The 21,943-nt window shown below is 54.6% G+C and carries 12 protein-coding genes, 1 tRNA gene and 2 pseudogenes; 13 read left to right on the top strand and 2 right to left on the bottom strand.

The genetic code is table 11. The features are described from left to right. Nucleotides 1-564 precede the first annotated feature (564 nt). The 12 genes and pseudogenes from rppH to recD all read left to right on the top strand — a co-directional run bounded on the left by rppH (nt 565) and on the right by recD (nt 18,856). A pseudogene (rppH, locus tag HA51_RS23605) lies at nt 565-1,094 on the top strand (RNA pyrophosphohydrolase). 12 nt (nt 1,095-1,106) lie between these two features. After that, nucleotides 1,107-3,353 (top strand): phosphoenolpyruvate--protein phosphotransferase, encoded by a 2,247-nt coding sequence (gene ptsP / locus HA51_RS23600; protein ID WP_084937530.1) that lies wholly within the window; start codon nt 1,107-1,109, stop codon nt 3,351-3,353. Between the two features lie 117 nt (nt 3,354-3,470). Beyond that, entirely contained in the window at nt 3,471-4,352 is an 882-nt protein-coding gene (gene lgt, locus HA51_RS23595) for a prolipoprotein diacylglyceryl transferase (protein WP_084937525.1), read from the top strand. Further along, nucleotides 4,349-5,143 (top strand): thymidylate synthase, encoded by a 795-nt coding sequence (gene thyA, locus HA51_RS23590; RefSeq protein WP_084937522.1) that lies wholly within the window; start codon nt 4,349-4,351, stop codon nt 5,141-5,143. The genes lgt and thyA overlap by 4 nt, the downstream gene beginning before the upstream one ends. Before the next feature lie 167 nt (nt 5,144-5,310). After that, nucleotides 5,311-5,781, top strand: a complete 471-nt coding sequence (locus tag HA51_RS23585) for a prepilin-type N-terminal cleavage/methylation domain-containing protein (protein ID WP_084937519.1) — start codon at nt 5,311-5,313, stop codon at nt 5,779-5,781. Then, nucleotides 5,772-6,311 (top strand): prepilin peptidase-dependent protein, encoded by a 540-nt coding sequence (locus tag HA51_RS23580; RefSeq protein WP_084937516.1) that lies wholly within the window; start codon nt 5,772-5,774, stop codon nt 6,309-6,311. Before HA51_RS23585 ends, HA51_RS23580 begins: the two co-directional genes overlap by 10 nt. Further along, nucleotides 6,308-6,736 carry a DUF2509 family protein gene (locus HA51_RS23575; RefSeq protein WP_084937514.1) on the top strand — a complete coding sequence of 143 codons (429 nt, stop codon included), beginning with the start codon at nt 6,308-6,310 and terminating at the stop codon, nt 6,734-6,736. The genes HA51_RS23580 and HA51_RS23575 overlap by 4 nt, the downstream gene beginning before the upstream one ends. Nucleotide 6,737: 1 nt before the next feature. Next, nucleotides 6,738-7,010, top strand: coding sequence for a prepilin-type N-terminal cleavage/methylation domain-containing protein (locus tag HA51_RS27610; protein WP_245840260.1), 273 nt, complete (start codon nt 6,738-6,740; stop codon nt 7,008-7,010). Nucleotides 7,011-7,091: 81 nt separating this feature from the next. Continuing rightward, nucleotides 7,092-10,471: pseudogene (gene recC / locus HA51_RS23565) on the top strand (exodeoxyribonuclease V subunit gamma). 107 nt (nt 10,472-10,578) lie between these two features. After that, nucleotides 10,579-13,476: a pitrilysin gene (gene ptrA, locus HA51_RS23560; protein ID WP_084937511.1), complete on the top strand. Its 2,898-nt coding sequence runs from the start codon at nt 10,579-10,581 to the stop codon at nt 13,474-13,476. Further along, entirely contained in the window at nt 13,473-17,018 is a 3,546-nt protein-coding gene (gene recB / locus HA51_RS23555; RefSeq protein ID WP_084937509.1) for an exodeoxyribonuclease V subunit beta, read from the top strand. Before ptrA ends, recB begins: the two co-directional genes overlap by 4 nt. After that, nucleotides 17,015-18,856: an exodeoxyribonuclease V subunit alpha gene (gene recD, locus HA51_RS23550; protein WP_084937507.1), complete on the top strand. Its 1,842-nt coding sequence runs from the start codon at nt 17,015-17,017 to the stop codon at nt 18,854-18,856. The genes recB and recD overlap by 4 nt, the downstream gene beginning before the upstream one ends. 91 nt (nt 18,857-18,947) lie before the next feature. On the opposite strand, the gene argA is transcribed toward recD, so the two are convergent. Next, nucleotides 18,948-20,276: an amino-acid N-acetyltransferase gene (argA, locus tag HA51_RS23545; protein WP_084937505.1), complete on the bottom strand. Its 1,329-nt coding sequence runs from the start codon at nt 20,274-20,276 to the stop codon at nt 18,948-18,950. A gap of 232 nt (nt 20,277-20,508) precedes the next feature. On the opposite strand from argA, the gene amiC reads away from it, so the two are divergent. Continuing rightward, nucleotides 20,509-21,744 carry an N-acetylmuramoyl-L-alanine amidase AmiC gene (gene amiC / locus HA51_RS23540; protein WP_139810727.1) on the top strand — a complete coding sequence of 412 codons (1,236 nt, stop codon included), beginning with the start codon at nt 20,509-20,511 and terminating at the stop codon, nt 21,742-21,744. A 78-nt stretch (nt 21,745-21,822) separates the two neighbouring features. Here the strand turns inward: amiC and HA51_RS23535 are convergent. After that, nucleotides 21,823-21,899 (bottom strand) — tRNA-Met (locus tag HA51_RS23535). Between the last annotated feature and the right edge of the window lie 44 nt (nt 21,900-21,943).

Here is a 21,943-nt window from a genome sequence, read left to right as displayed (position 1 = left end):
CCAGTGACTGTGGATGCTATGGCCAGGTTATCCCAGTTTGTTATCGACAATGAACAGGATCTTAAACCTAGTTATCCACAGAAAGGTGGGATAACCTCGTCTTTTGCCACCACTGTTTCCATTTACAGCCTTGACTTTAACGATTTGAACGCTTTTTTTCCTTTATTTGTCCAGGTTTAGGGCATTCTCTGTGGATAAAAGAGTCTGTGGTTAATATTTAAGCAGAAGATTAAACGGCGTAGTTAATCACACTGGATCTTCTTCATAATTGCACTGTTGGTTTAGTCTATCGCTATGATAAATGGTGGTTTTAGTGCTATTCTCCTTTTGGTGTATAAGATTTTTCTGAAGCGGTTATTCAACTCATTCCCGTGTTCTTCACAAAGCTATCCACAGAAAAGGTGAATAAGATCGCCCTAAAACACCCTTCGCTGTTTATAACTTGGCTAATCTCTGTGAGTTATCCTGTTTTTATTCTGCTATCACCCCGGATATCCAGTGGTTTACCGCCTGTAAGGAGTGTGAAACAATCAGCCTATTCAAATTTAGCTTTGAGGTAGTCCAGTGATCGATGATGATGCTACCGCCCGAATGTTGGTATCGTAATCTGTAACAGGCAAGGACAAGTGTTATGGGCCAGGCGCTTTGGACAGCACTCCTGGCAATTTCCTCAGGGAGGCATCAATCCGGGTGAAACTGCTGAACAGGCGATGTATCGCGAACTGTTCGAAGAAGTGGGTTTACACCGCAAAGATGTTCGAATACTTGCTTCAACCCGTAACTGGTTACGTTACAAGTTGCCAAAACGTTTGGTGCGTTGGGACACTAAGCCGGTGTGTATCGGCCAGAAACAAAAGTGGTTTCTTCTGCAGTTGATGTGCAGTGACGCGGAGATCAATGTGCAACACAGCAGCACGCCGGAATTTGACGGTTGGCGCTGGGTTAGCTTCTGGTATCCGGTGCGTCAGGTTGTCTCTTTCAAACGCGATGTGTATCGCCGCGTGATGAAAGAATTCGCTGGCGTGGTGATGTCTATGCAGGAGAGTGCGGGGCAGCGTAATAATAATGCCGCCCATCGACGTAAAAGAGGATAGGCCACGCCCTTTATGCTCACTCAGTTGCGCGAAATAGTAGAAAAAGTGGCGAGTGCACCGCGTCTGAATGAAGCACTCGACATTCTGGTAAACGAAATATGCCTTGCGATGGAAACCGAGGTTTGCTCAGTTTATCTCGCGGATCACGACAGGCGTTGCTACTACCTGATGGCGACGCGCGGCCTCAAAAAGCCGCGCGGTCGCACCGTCACGCTGGCATTTGATGAAGGGATTGTCGGGCTCGTCGGACGTTTAGCCGAGCCAATTAACCTTGCTGACGCGCAGAGCCATCCCAGTTTTAAATATATCCCCTCGGTAAAAGAGGAGCGTTACCGCTCCTTCCTCGGCGTACCCATTATCAGCCGTCGCCAGCTACTGGGCGTGCTGGTGGTACAGCAGCGCGAACATCGCCAATTCGACGAAAGCGAAGAGTCATTCCTTGTCACGCTGGCCACGCAAATGGCTGGATTACTGTCGCAGTCGCAACTCGGTCAGCTATTTGGTCAATTCCGCCAGACGCGTGTTAAAGCGATAGCTGCCGCGCCGGGCGTGGCTGTGGCACCGGGATGGGTCGATGAAACTCAGCCGCTGCTCGATCAGGTTTCGGCCGCGTCAACGCTGGATGTGCAACGTGAACGTGAGCGCCTCAGCGTGGCGATGGGCGAGGCCAGCAATGAGTTTCGCCGTTTCAGTAAGCGATTTGCCGCCAGCGTGCAGAAAGAGAGTGCGGCCATTTTCGATCTCTACTCTCACCTGTTAACCGATGCACGCCTCAAAAAAGATCTGTTTGCCGAGATCGATCGCGGATCGGTTGCCGAATGGGCCGTAAAAACCGTCATTGAGAAGTTCGCCGAACAGTTCGCCAACCTACAAGATCAATACCTGCGCGAGCGCGCGGGTGATCTGCGTGTGTTGGGGCAACGTCTGCTATTCCACCTTGATGACTCGCTGTCCGGCACCAATGCCTGGCCGGAGCGCTTTGTGTTGGTCGCAGATGAACTCACCGCTACCACCCTGGCGGAACTGCCGCAGGAGCGCATAGCCGGTGTGGTGGTGCGTGACGGTGCCGCCAACTCGCATGCAGCAATTTTGACTCGCGCGATGGGCATTCCCACCGTGATGGGCGCCGATATCATTCCGGCACAGCTTAACAAGCGTGTGTTGATCGTTGATGGCTATCGCGGTGAGGTGCTGATCGATCCTGAGCCGGTTTTGGTGCAGGAGTATCAACGCTTAATCAGCGAAGAGAACGCGCTAAGTAAAATGGCAGAAGGGGTGGTAGAACAGCCCGGCGAGTTGAAAAGCGGGGAGCGCGTGCAGGTGATGTTGAATGCCGGCCTTAGCCCCGAGCATGAACAGAAGTTAGATAATTGGGTCGATGGCATTGGCCTGTATCGCACTGAAATCCCGTTTATGTTGCACAATGGTTTTCCGTCAGAAGAGGAGCAGGTGGCGCAATACCAAGGCATGCTGCAACTGTTCTACGATAAACCCGTCACGCTGCGTACGCTGGATGTGGGCGCGGACAAACAGCTGCCTTATATGCCCATCAGTGAGGAAAACCCGTGTCTGGGCTGGCGTGGCATTCGTTTGACCCTCGACCAACCGGAAATCTTCCTTGTGCAGGTACGTGCGATGCTGCGTGCCAACGTGGCATCGGGCAACTTAAGCATTCTGCTGCCGATGATCAGCCACATTGATGAGATCGACGATGCGCGTCGACTGATCGATCGTGCCGGTCGCGAAGTGGAAGAGATGCTCGGTTATGTGGTGCCGAAACCGCGTATTGGCGTGATGATCGAAGTGCCATCCATGTTGTTCATGATTCCGCATCTGGCCGATCGTGTGGACTTTGTTTCCGTTGGCACCAATGATTTGACCCAGTATCTGTTAGCGGTAGATCGCAACAATACGCGCGTGGCGAATCTCTACGATCCGCTGCACCCTGCGATGATTCGTGCGCTACAAAGCATTGCGCACGAAGCCCGTCAGGCCAAGCTGGAGCTGTGCCTGTGTGGTGAAATGGCCGGCGATCCGATGTGCGTTGCGCTGCTGGTGGGGCTGGGTTATCACCACCTCAGCATGAACGGTAAGAATATCCCGCGCGTGAAATATTTGCTGCGTCATCTCGATCATGAGGAGACCCAGAAGTTGAGCGAGCAGGGTGCGGCTGCGCATACCGCTTCTGAAGTGCGGCATCTGGTTTCCGCCTTTATGGAGCGCCGTGGTTTGGGCGGCCTGATTCGCGGCGGTCGTTAACGGCGTTTACATTTCCACGCCATTTGTGAAAAGCGGCTGTGCTATCATGCGCAGCCTTTTATTATATGACCCCCTTAGCCAGACCCGTTTTCAGGGCAGAAAAATCGATGGTGAAAGATGACTAACGGCTACATTTCGTTTCCCCAATTCGATCCGGTAATTTTCTCTATCGGACCGATTTCGCTTCACTGGTACGGCTTGATGTATCTGGTGGGCTTTGTATTTGCCATGTGGCTGGCGGTACGCCGGGCCAATAAACCAGGCAGCGGTTGGAAAAAAGAGGAAGTGGAAAATCTGCTGTATGCAGGCTTCCTGGGTGTGTTCCTTGGCGGTCGTATCGGCTACGTGCTGTTCTACAACCTGCCGTTGTTCCTCGACAATCCACTCTATCTTTTCAAAGTGTGGGATGGCGGTATGTCGTTCCATGGCGGTTTGATTGGTGTGATCGTGGTGATGTTGGTGTTCGCGCACCGTACCAAGCGTACCTTCTTCCAGGTATCCGATTTCATTGCACCGCTGATTCCCTTTGGCTTGGGTGCGGGTCGTCTGGGTAACTTCATCAACGGTGAACTGTGGGGTCGCGTCGATCCTAACTTCAAATTTGCCATGTTGTTCCCAGGCTCGCGCAGCGAAGATATCGCGCTGGCTGCCAATAATCCGCAATATCAGCAGCTATTGAACACCTATGGGGTGCTGCCGCGTCATCCGTCGCAGCTGTATGAGCTGTGCCTGGAAGGTATCGTGCTGTTCATCATCCTTAACCTGTTCATTCGCAAACCGCGTCCGATGGGGAGCGTCTCTGGCTTGTTCCTGATTGGCTACGGTGCGTTCCGCATTATCGTAGAATTTTTCCGCCAGCCAGACGCGCAGCTGGGCCTGTTTGAAGGCGGCATCAGCATGGGGCAGATCCTCTCTATTCCTATGATTCTGGCCGGCGTGATTATGATGATTTGGGCGTATCATCGTCGTCCACAGCAACACACTCGTGAGGTAAAATGAAACAGTATCTGGACTTAATGCAGCATGTGCTGAATGAAGGCGCAGAGAAGGCCGACCGCACTGGCACCGGCACCCTGTCCATTTTCGGCCACCAGATGCGTTTCAATTTGCAGGATGGTTTTCCGCTGGTCACCACCAAAAAGGTCCACCTGCGCTCTATCATTCATGAGCTGCTGTGGTTCCTTAAAGGCGAAACCAATATCGGTTACCTGAAAGACAACAAGGTGACCATTTGGGACGAGTGGGCTGATGAGAATGGCGATTTAGGCCCGGTTTATGGCAAGCAGTGGCGTAGCTGGGGCAGTGCGTCAGGCGCAGAAATTGATCAGATCAGCAAAGTGATTGAGCAGCTTAAACGCGACCCCGATTCACGCCGCATCATTGTATCGGCATGGAACGTGGGTGAGCTGGATCAGATGGCGCTGGCTCCGTGCCATGCCTTCTTCCAGTTCTATGTGGCGAACGGCAAGCTCTCTTGTCAGCTGTATCAGCGCTCATGCGATATTTTCCTTGGCCTGCCGTTCAATATCGCCAGCTATGCGTTGCTGGTGCACATGGTGGCGCAGCAGTGCGATCTGGAAGTGGGTGATTTTGTCTGGACCGGTGGAGACACCCATCTGTACAGCAACCACCTTGAGCAAGCGCAGTTGCAGCTCACGCGTGAACCACGTCCGTTGCCGAAGCTGGTGATCAAACGTAAACCGGCCTCAATCTTCGACTACAACTTCGAAGATTTTGAGATTGAAGGCTACGATCCGCATCCGGCCATCAAAGCGCCAGTCGCGATATAATCGTACCCGCTATATCCCGAAGCCCTGCCACTGTGCAGGGCTTTTTTATGTGCCGCCTCGCAAAAAACGGTATCGACCTGTACGTCATAAAATAATCCTTCGCGATCTCTTCCATCCTGCCGCTGGCTTGCTTGTTACCTGTGAGCCTGAAGCGCACAGTGCCCGCTATGAAAAAACATCCTAACGCCGGTTTCACCTTGCCAGAACTGCTGTGGGTGATGGTGATCGCCGGCATACTCAGCCTTGGTGCCTTACATAGCTGGCAGCGCTGGCAACAACATCAACAGCTGCGAGACAGCGTGCAGCAATTGCAGGGATTTCTGCTGCGGTTGCGCGCTCACGCAAACTGGCATAACAACGACCTCAGCCTGTGGTTCATACCCGGCGGCAGCGGTTGCCTGGGCGTGGGTAGCAAGCCGCCGGATGGGTGCTTGCTCTCCTCGCGCTGGTGGTTCAAGCCGCCCCATAACGGTGTGCGGCTCACGGGCTTGGTCGGTGAGCCGGGTTTTTATGGGCGGCGTGATGTTGCGCGACCAGGCAGTGTGAACATGGAGAGTGATGCCGGCCAATGGCGGCTGATCATCTCTGCGCGCGCCCGCATTCGTGCCTGCCCTTTGGGGGAAAAGGGATGCGAATAGCCGAGAGCGGTTTTAGCCTGCTGGAGATGCTGATTGCCATGGCAGTGGGTGCGATATTAATGGTTAGCGTTGGCCGCTTTTTACCGCTACTGCTGGCGCAAAACCTGCAATTACAACAGCGTGTGCAATTGCAGCAGGAGCTGCAGCAACTCTCGCATACGTTGCAAAAAGCCTTGCAGCGTGCAGGTTATTGTCGTGGTCAGTGTAGTGGTCCCGCGCTAACTCTTGCCGCAGGGGGCAGCTGTCTCTTACTGCGTTGGGATGAGAACAGCAATGGGCGCTGGGAAGGGGTGGCGAGTAGCGACAGTGATTATTACGGTTATCGACTGCGCAATGGGCAAATAGAGATGCAACGCGGCGTGGATAACTGCAGTGGGAGCGGTTGGGAACGCATGACAGACCCCGCATTTTTGTCGATTGATATCTTCCGGCTGGAGCGGCAGAACAAGCGCCTGATGTTGTCTCTCGTTGGCCGGGCGGGCAAACAGCGCGTTCAGCAGGAGACATGGATTGAGGGAGGGAATCTGTGAATCAGCGCGGTAATAGCACATTGGGTATGGTGCTCATGCTGCTACTACTGGGGAGCCTGACACTGCATGCTTCACGCACTCAGCTTGCACTGGGCATGGTATTGGTGGCTGATGAACAGCAGCATCACAAAGACTTTTGGCAAGCACAGGCTGCGTTGCAGTGGGGATTAACACAGAGCTGGCCAGCGGTGGTGGGGTGGCAGTGCCAGACATGGGCGCCTCAGCAGTGGCGCAGCTGTTTATTACGCATGGAGGAGGGTAATGCCGTGTTATCAGGACAAGGAGAAGGCCGTGAGCTTCGGCTCTGGCAATGGGTGTCGCCACAGGGTCAGACGGTGCAGCCGCAGCGACACGGTTGGCTCGACTTCTGCCCGCTGGGAAAGCCGGAAAACTGCCAACCACAGACCGAATCAGCAGGGCTTTAGTCTGGCGGAAACCTTAGTGGCGATGCTGCTGCTGGCGGTGACGGTCAGCACGCTGTTGAATTATCACCGTGCCTTAACGCTGGGATTTAGCCAGCAGTGGCAGCAACGCCAGGCATGGCAGGTTGCCGGTCAGGCTTTACTCGGACGGGAGGTTGAAGGCTGGCAGATTCAGCGACAGCAACGAAGTATAACGTTGGGATGTGTACTCGAACATGTCACCGTTAACGGGCCTCAGCAACGCACGGCTAGTCTGGCACGGCTCAATTGTCACTAAGGTGACCTCCGCGATAGGCATCCCCGGCGATACAAGGTAGAGTGACCTGGCTGCGCTGTTTTACCTCTCACAAGGAGACTTATGTTCCGGGTTTACCACTCCAACCAGCTTGATCTGTTGAAAAATCTGGCGGGTATTTTGATTGAAAATCAACCGCTAGGCGATGCGTTCGCGGCCGAGCAGGTGCTGGTGCAAAGCCCCGGCATGGCACAATGGCTGCAGATGGAGCTGGCTAACAGTTTTGGCATTGCAGCGAACATTGATTTCCCGCTGCCAGCCACATTTATCTGGAACATGTTCGTGAAGGTGCTGCCCGGCATTCCTGAAGAGAGTGCGTTTACCAAAGCCAGCATGAGCTGGAAGCTGATGCATCGTTTGCCCACATTACTGGAGCAGGACGCCTTCCAGCCGTTGCGCCACTATCTCAGCGATGATGATGACAAACGTAAGCTCTATCAACTTAGTGCGCGCGTTGCCGATCTGTTTGACCAGTATCTGGTCTATCGATCCGACTGGCTTAACAGTTGGGAGCGTGGAGAGCAGATCGAAGGCGTGGGCGATGCTCAGCAGTGGCAGGCGCCGCTGTGGCGCGATCTGGTCGAGTTTACGCAGCAGTTGGGCCAGCCGATGTGGCACCGTGCCAATCTTTACGCGCGATTTATCCAGGCGCTGGAACAGGCGCAGACGCCACCACCGGGCCTGCCGCAGCGCGTGTTTATCTGTGGCATTTCTGCACTGCCGCCGGTCTATTTACAGGCGCTGGAGGCACTTGGCCGTCACATCGACATTCATCTGCTCTTTACCAACCCCTGCCGGCACTATTGGGGCGATATTCAGGATTATGCCTTCCTGGCGAAGCTACAAAGCCGCCAGCGCCGCCGAGTGCAATCTGATGAGTTGCAGCCGCTATTCCGCCAACCTGAAACCGCTGCTGCACTGTTTAACGATCTCGGCGAGCAGCAACTGACTAACCCGTTGTTGGCCTCATGGGGCAAGTTAGGGCGCGACAACCTGTTTTTACTCAGCCAGATGGAATCTGCAGCCAACGATATCGATGCCTTTGTTGAGATCCCGCAAGACAACCTGCTGCACAGCTTGCAGGCCGATCTGCTCAATCTGGATGATAAGGCGGTCATCGGCCTGAATGCCGATGAGTTGGGTAACAGCAGCAATAAGCGCTTGCTCGATCCTCAAGATCGCTCTATCACGCTGCAGGTATGCCATAGCGCTCAGCGTGAAGTGGAGGTCTTGCAGGATCACTTACTGGCGCTGATGGAAGCCGATCCCAATCTTAGACCACGCGACATCATTGTGATGGTGGCTGATATCGACAGCTACGCGCCCTTTATACAGGCCGCCTTTGCCAGCGCCCCCGCTGACCGCTATCTCCCCTTTGCTATTTCGGATCGTCGAGCCAGTCAGGCACACCCGGCCATTCTGGCGGCGCTCAGCTACTGACGCTTCCTGAAAGCCGCTTTGCCTCTGAAGCAGTGCTGGCTTTGCTTGAAGTGCCCGCGCTGGCGCAGCGCTTTTCAGTGGATGAAAGTGGGCTACGATTGCTGCGACGCTGGGTGATGGAGTCGGGTATTCGCTGGGGATTGGATGATGCCAGCGTTGAAGCACTAGCGCTGCCGGTCACCGGTCAGCACACCTGGCGCTTTGGTCTACAACGCATGCTGTTGGGCTATGCACTGGAGAGTCGCAACGGAGACTGGCAGGGCATTTTGCCCTATGACGAATCCAGCGGATTAATCGCCGAATTGGCTGGGCATCTGGCTGAATTACTCTCGCGCCTTGAAACATGGCGTAGGCGTCTGACGGAAGAGAGGACGTTACCTGAATGGCTCCCGCTGTGCCGTGAATTGCTTGATAGCTTCTTTGCTGGCGATGCCGAAAGTGAAGCCGCGCTATTGCTGGTGGAAACGCAGTGGAAGCTGATCATTGAGCAGGGCATGCAAGCAACGTATCAGCAACCTATTCCTGTCACGTTATTACGTGATGAACTGCATTCGCGCCTTGACCAGCAGCGTATCAGCCAGCGTTTTCTGGCTGGCCCCATCAACTTCTGTACGCTGATGCCGATGCGTTCCATCCCCTTCAAAGTGGTGTGCCTGCTGGGCATGAACGATGGTGTTTACCCGCGCACGCTGGCACCCCTTGGCTTCGACCTGATGCAGCAACGGGCGCGCAAAGGCGATCGCAGCCGTCGGGATGATGACCGCTACTTGTTCCTCGAAGCGCTGATTTCTGCGCAGCAGCAGCTCTATATCAGCTATATCGGTCGTGCCATTCAGGACAACACCGAACGTTATCCCTCCGTGTTGGTCACGGAGCTGGTCGACTATCTTGGACAGAGTTTCTGCCTGCCGGGCGATGAACAGTGTGAACCGGATATCAGCGAGCAAAGAGTGCGCGATCATCTGCAAATACTGCATAGCCGTATGCCCTTTGCTGCGGAAAATTTCCAGCCCGGGGCCTATGGTCAAAGCTTTGCTGCGGAATGGCTACCTGCCGCCACGGGCAGCGGTGTGGCTCAGCCAGCTTTCGTGCAAAAGCTGGAACCCCAGCCACTAGACACGCTCTCTCTGGAGCAACTGCTGCGTTTCTGGCGCCATCCGATTCGTGCCTGGTTCCAGCAGCGATTGGGTGTCGCCTTTTGGATGGAGGAGAGTGAACTGCCGGACAGCGAGCCTTTTGCGCCAGATAGTCTGGAGCGTTATCAGATCAATGCGCAGTTACTCAATACCTTGGTCAACGGTGACGATCCTGCTCTGCTTTATGCCCGGCATCGTGCCGCAGGCAATCTGCCTTATGGCGCTTTTGGGGAACTTTTTTGGCAGAGTCAGACCGAAGAGATGCAGGAAGTGGCGGCTGAAGTCAGTGGGCAACGTCAGATCGCGGAAAGTTGGGAGGTCAATCTGGCCTTGGGCGGTGTGCAGTTGACCGGCTGGCTGACACAGGTGCAATCTGATGGCCTGTTACGCTGGCGACCGGGCGTGCTGAATATGAATGATGGCCTGCTGCTTTGGCTGGAACATCTGGTCTACTGTGCGCTGGGCGGCACAGGTGAGAGCCGCATGTACGGACGTAAACAGAGCGACTGGCGTTTTAAGTCGGTGAGCCGGGAGCAGGCGCTGTCATGGCTGGGGGACTATGTTGAAGCCTACCGGTTAGGTATGACGGAACCCTTGTGGCTCCTGAATAAATCTGGCGGTGCCTGGCTTGATGCCAGCTTCGATAGCAAATCACGTCAGCTGTTAGAAGACGAAGCAACACAGAAAAAGGCACTTAACAAACTGCTGCAAGCCTGGCAGGGTGGTTTCCAGGTTGAAGGCGAGGGGAGCGATCCTTATCTGCAACGGTTAAGCCGGACGCTGGATGACGATGCGGTGCAGGCCATCACTGCCGCTGCACGCCAATGGTATTTACCGGTGCGGCTCGCCCACCAAGATGATGAATAGCAATCGGGTAACGACAGCCTTTGCTGTTGTTCTCAAACCATAAAAAAGTTTGTTTATTTCTCCGCTGGGCACACAGCCAGCGGTAAAGGGTAACGTAAGGGGTTTAAATGCGGATTTACGCACGCTGGATAGGAGCGCTGCTGCTGAGTATGCTGGCGCTGAGTGCCTTTGCCGATACCGATCGCGGCTGGCAGCCCATCAATGAAACCATTCGCAAAAGCGATCACGATCCACGCAATTACCAGGCTGTCACGCTCTCCAACGGCATGACCGTACTGCTGGTTTCTGATGCCGCTGCGCCAAAATCACTGGCGGCGATCACCTTGCCTATTGGTTCGCTTGACGATCCTAATCAGCAACTTGGCTTAGCGCACTACACCGAACACATGGTGTTGATGGGATCGAAACTTTATCCGCAGCCGGATAATCTGGCCGAGTTTCTGAAAAAGCACGGGGGTAGCCACAACGCCAGTACCGCGTCCTATCGCACCGCATTTTATCTGGAAGTGGAGAATGATGCGCTGCAACCGGCGGTGGATCGCCTTGCTGATGCGATTGCCGAACCCTTGCTCGACCCGGTCAATGCCGATCGCGAACGCCATGCGGTGAATGCTGAATTGACTATGGCACGTTCACGTGATGGTTTGCGTATGTCTCAGGTCGGCGCAGAGACCCTGAATCCGGCGCATCCAGGTTCGCGTTACTCAGGGGGTAACCTCGAGACGTTGCGTGATAAACCGGACAGTAATTTGCATCAGGCACTGACCGAGTTTTATCGCAGCCACTATTCCGCCAACCTGATGAAAGCAGTGATTTATAGCAACAAATCGTTGCCGGAAATGGCTGACATCGCAGCGAAAACCTTTGGCCGAGTTGCCAATCATCAGGCTATTGTCCCGAAAATTGAAGTGCCAGTTGTCACTGATGCGCAGAAAGGCATCATCATTCATTACGTTCCCGCGCAGCCACGTAAACAACTGAAAATTGAATTCCGCATTGCCAACAATAGCGATCAATTTCGCAGCAAAACCGATACCCTGATCAGCTACATCCTTGGCAACCGCAGTAAAAATACCCTGAACGATTGGCTGCAAAAGCAGGGACTAGCCGATGGCGTGAATGCCGGGGCAGATCCCATGACCGAACGTAATACCGGTGTGTTCGCGATTTCAATCTCATTGACGGATAAAGGGCTGGCGCAGCGTGATGAAGTGGTTGCCGCCGTGTTCAGCTATCTGGATATGCTGCGTACTAAGGGCATAGATAAGGGATATTTCGACGAAGTCTCGCACGTGCTGGCGTTAGATTTTCGTTATCCTTCCATCACCCGTGATATGGATTACATCGAATGGCTGGTTGACACCATGCTTCGGGTGCCGGTGGATCACACGCTGGATGCTCCCTACCTGGCCGATAACTTCGACCCTGCGGCCATCAAGTCGCGTCTTGATGAGATGACGCCGCAAAACGCCCGCATCTGGTACATCAGCCCGAATGAGCCCCACAACAAAGAAGCCTATTTCGTTAACGCGCCTTATCAGGTCGATAAAATCGCCTCTGATCAGCTCAGTGACTGGCAGCAGCGCGGTGCGCAGATTCAACTGTCGATGCCAACGCTCAATCCGTATATCCCGTCGGATTTTGCTCTGATCCCTTCAGACGGCAAAACTTATTCCCATCCGGTGCCGCTTACCAACGGCGACAGCATGCGTATCTATTGGATGCCAAGCCAGTACTACGCCAGTGAACCTAAAGCGGCGATCACGCTGGCTTTGCGCAATAAAGCGGCCATTAGTGATGCTCGGCAACAAGTCCTGTTTGGCCTGAATGACTACCTCTCTAGCGTGGCGCTGGATGAGCTGAATTCACAGGCTTCGGTAGGAGGGATTAGCTTCTCGACCGGCGAAGATGACGGCATTGTATTCAACGCCAGCGGCTTTACTCAGCGTTTGCCCGAGTTGCTGCAAAAACTGGTTGAAGGCTATGCCAGCTTCCAGCCAGATGCACAGCAGCTAGAACAAGCCAAATCCTGGTATCTGGAGCGTCTGGAAGCCGCAGAGAAAGGTAAAGCCTTTGAACAAGCGATCCAGCCGATGCAGATGTTGTCACAACTGCCTTACACCCAACGTGAAACGCGCCGTAAGCTGGTCAAAGATCTGACGCTGAAAGATGTTACTGACTATCGCGATGCGTTGATTCGCCAGGCCACGCCGGAAATGATGGTGGTGGGTAACCTGTCTGCCGATCGTGTGAAACAGTTGGGTGCCGATCTCCAGCAGCAGTTACACAGTGATGGCCACAGTTACTGGCACAGTAAATACGTTGTGATTGATAAAGCCATGAAGGCCAACTTGCAAACGGCTGGCAGCAGCACCGATTCCGCGCTGGCTGCGCTCTATGTCCCACTCGGCTATGACGAGTACCAAAGTATGGCCAATAGCACCATGCTGAGCCAGATTGTGCAGCCCTGGTTCTACAACCAACTGCGTACCCAGGAACAGCTCGGTTATGCCGTGTTCTCTTACCAAATGCCGATTGGACGTCAGTGGGGAATCGGTTTCTTGCTGCAAAGTAACAGCAAGCAGCCTGCCTACCTGATGCAGCGCTTTGAGGCCTTCTACCCGCAGGCCGAAAAACGGCTGCGTGACATGAAGCCAGAAGATTTCGCTCAGTACCAGCAAGCGTTGATCAACGATTTGAAACAGCGCCCACAAACGCTGGATGAAGAAGCGAACCGCTATAACCGTGACTTCAATCGCCAGAACTTTGCCTTTGATACCCGTGAGAAAGCGGTTGAGCAGATCCAAAAACTAACGCCGGTAGGCTTAGCTGATTTCTTCCACAAGGCGGTGTTGGAACAGCAGGGTATGGCAATGATTTCACAAATTGGTGGCAGTCATGATGGCGCAACCAAAGATGATTACGCGCCATTACCTGGCTTCACAACCTGGGATCAAGTTGAGAAGCTGCAGCAATCGTTGCCTGTTCAGAGTGATGCGCAATGAGTCAGCTTCAACCGCCTGAATCGCTCAATCCGCTGACGCTGCCGTTACGGGGCGAGCGTTTGATTGAGGCTTCTGCCGGAACCGGTAAAACGTTCACCATTGGGTTGCTCTACCTGCGGTTGTTGCTGGGGTTGGGCGGTACTCATGCTTACTCGCGTCCGCTATCGGTCGAAGAGATTCTGGTGGTGACCTTTACGGAAGCCGCCACGGCGGAACTGCGTGGACGCATCCGCGCCAACATCCATGAGCTACGCCTGGCCTGTATTAGGGGGGTAAGCCGCAACCCGATGCTGATGCAATTGCTGAGCGAGATGCCGCAACCCGCTGAGGCGGCGTCGCTGCTGCTGGCGGCCGAGCGTCAGATGGATGAAGCGGCAATCTTTACTATCCACGGCTTCTGCCAGCGCATGCTTAATCTGAATGCGTTTGAGTCAGGCATGTTGTTTGAGCAGCAGTTGATTGAAGATGAACAACAACTGTTGCGGCAGGCTACCGCCGACTTCTGGCGTCGCCATTGCTATCCGCTCTCGCTGGATATCGCTCGCGTGATTGTCAGTGAATGGAGTGGCCCGGAACAGCTGCTTGCGACGTTACGCCCTTGGTTGCAGGGGGAAGCACCCAACTTACGGCTGCCGCCTGGTGATGCAGAAACACTGAGCACTCGCCACCATGACAATCTGACGCGTATTGACGCGATGAAAGCTCAGTGGCTTGCAGTCGGCGAAGAAGTGCTGTCGTTAGTTGGCCAGTCTGATGTGGATAAACGCAGCTACAGCAGCAAAAACTTGCCGGTCTGGGTCAGCAAGGTGAGTTTATGGGCGCAGAGTGAAACCGGAGATTATCAGGTGCCGCCTGAACTGGCGCGTTTTGGTCAGCAGATGCTTGATGAAAAAACCAAGAAGGGCAATCCCCCACAGCATGCGCTGTTTGCGGCCATTGATGCCTTCCTCGCCCAGCCGATTTCACTGCGCGACCTGGTGATTGCGCGTGCGTTAGTCGAAGTCCGTGCTGCGGTGCGGAAAGAGAAGCGCCAGCAGGCGCTGCTCGGTTTTGATGACCTGCTCAGTCGTTTAGATGACGCGCTTCAGCAGCCCGGTGGAGAACAGCTCGCGCAAGCGATTCGTCAGCGCTTTCCGGTGGCGTTAATTGATGAGTTTCAGGATACCGATCCGCTGCAATATCGCATTTTCCGCACGCTCTACATCAATCAGCCCGAACATGCCCTGTTGCTGATTGGCGACCCTAAACAGGCTATTTATGCGTTTCGTGGTGCGGACATTTTTACCTATATCCGTGCGCGTAATGAAGTTCAGGCGCACTACACGCTGGACACCAACTGGCGTTCTTCACCGGCCATGGTCGAGAGCGTCAATCAACTGTTCTCACGCCTTGAGTCGCCCTTCCTGTTTGAGGCCATCCCGTTTCAGTCCGTGCAATTCGCACCGCCGAATCAAAAACTGTCACTCAGTATTGATCAGCAGGAACAAGCTGCACTGCGCTTTTGGTTGCAACCGGGCGCGGGCTGCAGCGTAGGGGAGTACCAGCAAGCGATGGCACAACAGTGTGCCGCCGATATCAGCCATTGGTTACAGGCAGGACAGCAGCAGCGGGCGCTGTTGGGCACTGCCTCAGCGCAACGCCCTGTGGAAGCATCGGATATGACGGTGCTGGTGCGAAGTCGTAATGAAGCCAACCTGATTCGTGAATCGCTCAATCAGCTTGGCATTCCGTCGGTCTATCTTTCAAACCGAGACAGTGTTTACACCACGCCGGAAGCGCACGAACTGTTGTGGCTGCTTCAAGCGGTGCTGGCACCTGAACAAGAGCGTATGCTGCGCACGGCGCTGGCCACTTCACTGTTTGCTTTTGATGCCGCTCAACTGGACGCGCTGGATCAGGATGCGCGCGGCTGGGATGAGCTGGTGGATACCTTTGCCCGTTGGCAGTTACTGTGGCAGCAGCGTGGGGTGTTACCGATGCTGCGCCAGCTGATGCAGGAACGTCAGTTGGCTGAAAATCTGTTAGCGTCAGAAAACGGCGAACGGCGTCTGACCGATCTGTTGCACTTGGGCGAGTTGTTGCAGGAGGCCGCCGCACAACTGGATAGCCCGCACGCGCTGGTGCGTTATCTCGCCCAACAGATTGCCAATCCTGATAGCCAGTCTTCCAGTCAGCAACTGCGTCTGGAGAGCGATCGCCATCTGGTGCAGATTGTCACCATCCACAAATCCAAAGGGCTGCAATATCCGCTGGTGTGGTTGCCGTTTGCAGCGGGTTTTCGGGAAGCCGATACCGCGCTTTACCACGATCGTGAAACCTTCTCTGCGGTGCTCGATCTGCAAGCCGACGACGCGAGCCTGGCGCTGGCGGAGCAAGAGCGGCTGGCAGAGGATTTGCGTCTGCTGTATGTGGCGCTGACGCGCTCGGTTTATCACTGTAGCGTGGGCGTCGCACCGCTGTTCCGCGGCACGCGTAAGAAAGAGGGAGAAAGCGATTTTCACAAAAGTGCGCTGGGTTTCCTGTTACAGCGTGGTGAAGCGGCCACGGCCGAGCAGTTGGAAGTCCTGTTGAATGACATGCAGGTGGTGGGCACCGAAGTGTTGCGCGTACAGGAACAGCCTGCTTCACCCTGGCAAGAACCTGTCGCCAATGAGGGGGCGCTCGCCGCGCGATCAGTCTCGCGTACGCTGATTGAACCCTGGCGCGTGACCAGTTATTCCGGCTTACAGCAACACGGTAGCCAACGACTGCTGGATGTCATGCCGAACTTTGATATTGAAGCCGCAGGTGAGGATCGCGAGGAAGAGGAAACGGATCGTGCACTGACGCCGCATCATTTTCCACGTGGTGCAGCACCCGGAACCTTTTTGCACGAACTGTTTGAATCGCTCGACTTCCCGCAGCCGCCTGTCGCTGAAAAGCTGGAACAACATCTGCAGCAGAATGGCTACCCACTTTACTGGCAGCCGATGCTGAGTGAGTGGATCGCGCGAGTGGTGAACACCCCGCTTAATGCGCAGGGCATTCAACTTGGTAGCGTGCAGGCCAGTGAACGTTTGGTTGAGATGGGCTTTTATCTGCCGATTGAAGGGCTACTGACGGCGAATGCGCTCGATAGCCTGATACGCCAGGATGCACTCTCTGCTGGTGCTCCGCCACTCGAATTCCGTCAGGTTCAGGGGATGTTGAAAGGTTTTATCGATCTGGTTTTCCGTTGGCAGGGAAAATATTACCTGCTGGATTATAAATCCAACTGGCTGGGCGACAGTCACGACGCCTATACGCCAGAGGCGATGAAACAGGCGATGATCGACCACCGTTACGATTTGCAGTACCAACTCTATACGCTGGCGTTACACCGATATCTCAAACATCGTCTGGCGGATTATGACTACGAGCAGCACTTTGGCGGGGTATTTTACTTGTTCTTACGCGGTATGGATGGGACTTCACCTGCCAATGGGGTGTTTCATACCCGGCCAACCCTCGATTTTGTTACACAACTGGATTGCCTGTTTCGCGGGCAGGGAGTGGTAGCATGAGCAGCATGACAACGCTGTTAGCACAGGCGGTTGACTTGCGGTTATTGCGCCCTTTGGACGTGCAGTTCGCACAGCTACTGGCAGATGATAGCCAACCCGCACGGCTATTGGCTGCCGCTTGCCTCAGTGCAGAGGTGGGAGAAGGGCACGTTTGCTTGCCTCTGTCTCAGCTCAACCAGAATCAATTGTTTAAGGGACGCCATCCCGAGTTGGCTCAGGAGATTTGGCAAACGGCTGGAGAACCTGAGGCGTGGCATACTGTCTTCGCAGATTGGCCTGCACTCAGCAGTAGCGAACACGCTGCGCCGATCGTAATGAGCGAACGCCGCCTTTATTTGCATCGTTTCTGGCATAACGAGGGGCAGGTGGCAAACTTCTTCCTCGCACAGTCGGCACCGCAGCAATTCCAGGCTGAAAAGGTACGTGCAGTGCTGGATGCGTTGTTTGGCACCCAGCCTGATGACTGGCAAAAAATCGCTGCAGCGGTGGCGCTGACGCAAAAAACCGCGGTGATATCCGGCGGTCCCGGCACCGGTAAAACCACTACCGTAGCAAAATTGCTGGCGGCACTGATTCGTTTGAGTGAAGGGGCGCTGCGCATTCAACTCGCCGCGCCTACCGGGAAAGCGGCGGCACGCTTGACGGAATCGCTGGGCAAGGCGCTACAGGCGCTGCCCGTGAGCGAGACTGAACGGCTGCGTTTCCCGGCCGAAGCCACCACGCTGCACCGTCTGCTGGGCGCTCAGCCTGAAACGCAACGCTTACGCTATCACGCCGGTAATCTGCTGCATCTTGATGTGCTGGTGGTCGATGAAGCCTCGATGGTCGATTTAGGGATGATGGCCAATCTTATCGCTGCATTACCGCCACAGGCACGGGTGATTTTTCTGGGTGACCGCGACCAGCTGGCCTCAGTGGAAGCGGGAGCCGTGCTGGGTGATATTTGTCGTTGTGCGGAGTCGGGTTACAGCCCGGCACGTGCAGCCCAACTCAGTGCTTTAACCGGTTGTGAAATTGTCGGGAATGATGACGACAGCGCGCCAGCAGTGCGTGACGCCATCTGCCTGCTGCGCAAAAGCTATCGCTTCGATGCCAATTCGGGCATTGGTAAACTGGCGGCAGCAGTGAATGCGGGTAATCCTCAAGCGGTTGAAGCCGCTTTCATGGCCGGGTTTACCGACATTGCTCGCCAGCCGCTCAACGACGGTGAAGCCTATCAGGCTATGTTGGCTGACATTGCTGAGGGTTATCGCCCGTTTCTTCGCTTGGTGGGTCAACACGCCGCACCCGGCGAAATCATTGCCGCATTTGGCCGCTATCAGTTGCTGTGCGCCTTACGCGAGGGGCCTTTTGGTGTACAGGGGTTGAATCAGAGAATTGAACAGAAGCTGATGCAGCTGCAGTTGATTCGTCGTCCGCAAGGCGGAAGTCGTTGGTATCAGGGCCGTCCGGTGATGGTGACGCGCAATGACAGCGCACTGGGGCTGTTTAACGGCGATATTGGTATTACGCTGCTGGATGAGGAAGGGCTGCTGAAAGTGTTCTTTCCGTTGCCGGATGGCAGCATCAAAGCGGTACAGCCGAGTCGCCTACCGGCGCACGATACAGCATGGGCGATGACGGTACACAAATCACAGGGGTCGGAGTTCGAGCATACCGCGCTGGTGATGCCTGCGCAGTTCTTACCTGTGTTGACGCGTGAGTTGATCTACACCGCGATTACCCGCGCCCGCAAGCAACTTACCTTATACAGCGATGAAGGTGTGTTTCGTCGCGCGGTGCAGCTTCGCACTCAGCGCCGGAGTGGATTACTGGATCGTTTGGGCGGCGAAAAATAATGCTTTTTGGTAGGAGCGCGATTTATCGCGCCCCTTCTAGCCGCGTAATGGCTGCTGAAACGCACGATAAATCACGCCGGCTTCCCTTGCTCTAACGTAAATCCGCCATCAGCACTTTCGAACGGCGCTGATAGTTATACATCTGCTTCTTACTCTCTGGCAGTGATTCAATATCAACCGGCGTAAAGCCCCGTTCCTGGAACCAGTGAATACTCCGGGTGGTCAGCACGAACAGTTTCTTCAGGCCCATCTGGCGTGCCTGCAGCGCCACGCGCTCCAGCAACAGTTCACCGCGTGAGGAACTGCGATAATCGGGATGCACGGCCACGCAGGCCATTTCGCCAATCTGCTCATCCGGGAAGGGATAGAGCGCGGCACAGGCGATGGTCAGGCTGTCGCGCTGAATAATGGTGAATTTGTCGATTTCCATCTCCAGCTGCTCGCGTGAACGACGCACCAGAATGCCTTGCTGCTCCAGCGGACGAATCAATTCGAGAATGCCACCAATATCGTTGATGGTGGCGCGGCGAATCTGCTCAGCAGACTCCATCACAATCTGCGTACCAATACCGTCACGCGAGAACAGCTCCTGAATCAGTGCGCCATCTTCCTGATAACTGATCAGGTGGCTACGACGCACGCCGCTGCGGCAGGCTTTGACCGCGCCACGCAGAAAACGCACGGTGCCCGACAGGAAATCGCCGTCGCTTTCCATTTCATCGATACGCGTCTGCGCTTCGTTAGGGAACAGCTCAGAGATAATCGTACCTTCGCGATTGGTCACGCCCTGCTCGGAGCAGAAGCCAATCATCTTTTCAGCTTTTAGCTTTATCGCCAACTGCGTCGCCACTTCTTCCGACGTCAGATTGAAGCTTTCGCCTGTCACTGATACGGCAACCGGACCGAGCAGCACAATGGCGTCATTATCCAGCTGGCGGTGGATCGCCTCTTCATCAATACGGCGAATACGACCACTGTGGCAGTAATCCACACCATCATCGACACCCAGCGGTTGGGCGATAATAAAGTTACCGCTGACAACGTTGATGTGCGCGCCTTGCAGCGGCGTATTATTCAGGCTCATCGACAGGCGTGCGGTGATATCCAGCTGCAATCGGCCAGCCGCTTGCTTCACCAGTTCCAGTGATTGCGCATCGGTAACACGAGTGTGTTTGTGATAAATCGGTTCCAGCTGTTGCTGTGCCATGCTGGCATCAATTTGTGGGCGGGCACCATAGACAACCACCAAGCGAATGCCGAGGCTATGCAACAAGCCAATGTCGTTAACGATACTGGAAAAGTTCTCATGCTCGATGGCCTCACCACCCAGCATAATGACAAAGGTCTTGTCACGATGGGCATTTATATAGGGAACGGTATGGCGAAAACCTTGAACCAATTCAGTACTACGTTCCTTCACGGCAAACCCTCTGTGAATGTTTATTCGTAATTTCTGTATTTTTATGCTCTTTTGCCTGCCATTGCAAGCGTCGGACCTGACGTTACTTTACGATTTTCCTGATGCAACCCTCGCTAACAGCCTGCATTATCTGGTTTTTCCGGCAAAACAAGACACGGCTTGCTAAGCAAAGTTTTCGCCTTCCTTTCGTCGACTGACGATATTTTAGACACTACACAGCAGTTGGAGCGGCATGTCCGAAGCTTTTACACGACGACGATTAATACAGGGCGCAGGTGCGTTATTCCTGTTAAGCGTCACACGTACCGGGGCTGCAGCCAGCCAGCATATTGTGGCGGTGCGCATCTGGCCTTCATCGACGTACTCTCGCGTGACGCTGGAGTCGAATGTTCCCCTCAAGTATAAACAGTTCACCTTGAGCAATCCCGATCGCCTGGTGATCGACATCGATAACCTGCATATCAATCCGGTCCTGAAAGGGGTGGATAAGCAAGTGCGCGTTGACGATCCCTATATCAAAAATGCACGTGTCGGTCAGTTTGATGCCAACACGGTGCGTGTCGTGCTGGAACTTAAACGCCATGTCGCACCGAAGATCTTCACGCTGACGCCGGTGGCCGGGATTAAACACCGTCTGGTGGTCGATCTCTATCCGAGCCAGTCGTCGCCGGAAGAGGATCCGCTACTGGCGTTACTGAACGATTACAACCAAGGTGAACTTGATCGCGACCAACCTGCGCAAGCGCCGTTACCGGGTAAGGCAGGGCGGGATCGTCCGATTATCATCATGATCGATCCTGGTCATGGCGGTGAAGATCCCGGTGCGCACGGTAAATACAAAACGCGGGAAAAAGATATCGTGCTGAAGATTGGCCGCTATTTGAAAGCGTTGATCGATAAAGAGCGCAACATGAAGGCCTATATGACGCGCAATGAGGATGTGTTCATCCCACTGCGCGTACGTGTCGCTAAGGCGCGCAAGCAGCGCGCCGATCTGTTCGTGTCGATTCACGCTGATGCGTTTACCAGCCGAGCCGCTCGTGGTTCATCAGTGTTTGCCTTGTCTACCAGTGGCGCAACCTCAACCGCCGCACGCTTTCTGGCACAGACACAGAACGAATCAGATCTGATTGGTGGCGTGAGTATGAGTGGCGACCGCTATCTGGATCACACCATGTTCGACATGGTGCAGCGACAGACCATCAGCGACAGCCTGAAATTTGGCAAAGAGGTGTTATCGCGTATGGGTCACATCAACCATCTGCATAAACGCACGGTAGATCAGGCCGGCTTTGCCGTACTGAAAGCTCCGGATATTCCGTCGATTTTAGTGGAAACCGCGTTTATCAGTAATGTGGAGGAGGAGCGCAAGCTGCGGACGGCGCGTTATCAGCATCAGGTGGCTGAGGCTATCCTGCATGGCATCAAAGCCTATTTCGAGAAAGGGGCGGTGCTTGCGCATCGTTGAAGGGAAGGCGGCAGCAATGCCGCTTTTTTACCGGGTGCCAAAAACAAAAAAACACCCGTTAAGGTGCTTATTTGTAATTGGTTGCGGGGGCCGGATTCGAACCGACGACCTTCGGGTTATGAGCCCGACGAGCTACCAGGCTGCTCCACCCCGCGTCCGTCTGCCGCGTTAGCGACTTTTCACATTGTATTCTTCTTTA

It is taken from the genome of Pantoea rwandensis (assembly GCF_002095475.1).
Taxonomy (GTDB): domain Bacteria; phylum Pseudomonadota; class Gammaproteobacteria; order Enterobacterales; family Enterobacteriaceae; genus Pantoea; species Pantoea rwandensis.
The sequence above is the reverse complement of the archived record's forward strand: the minus strand, read 5'-3'. Positions and strand labels throughout refer to the sequence as shown.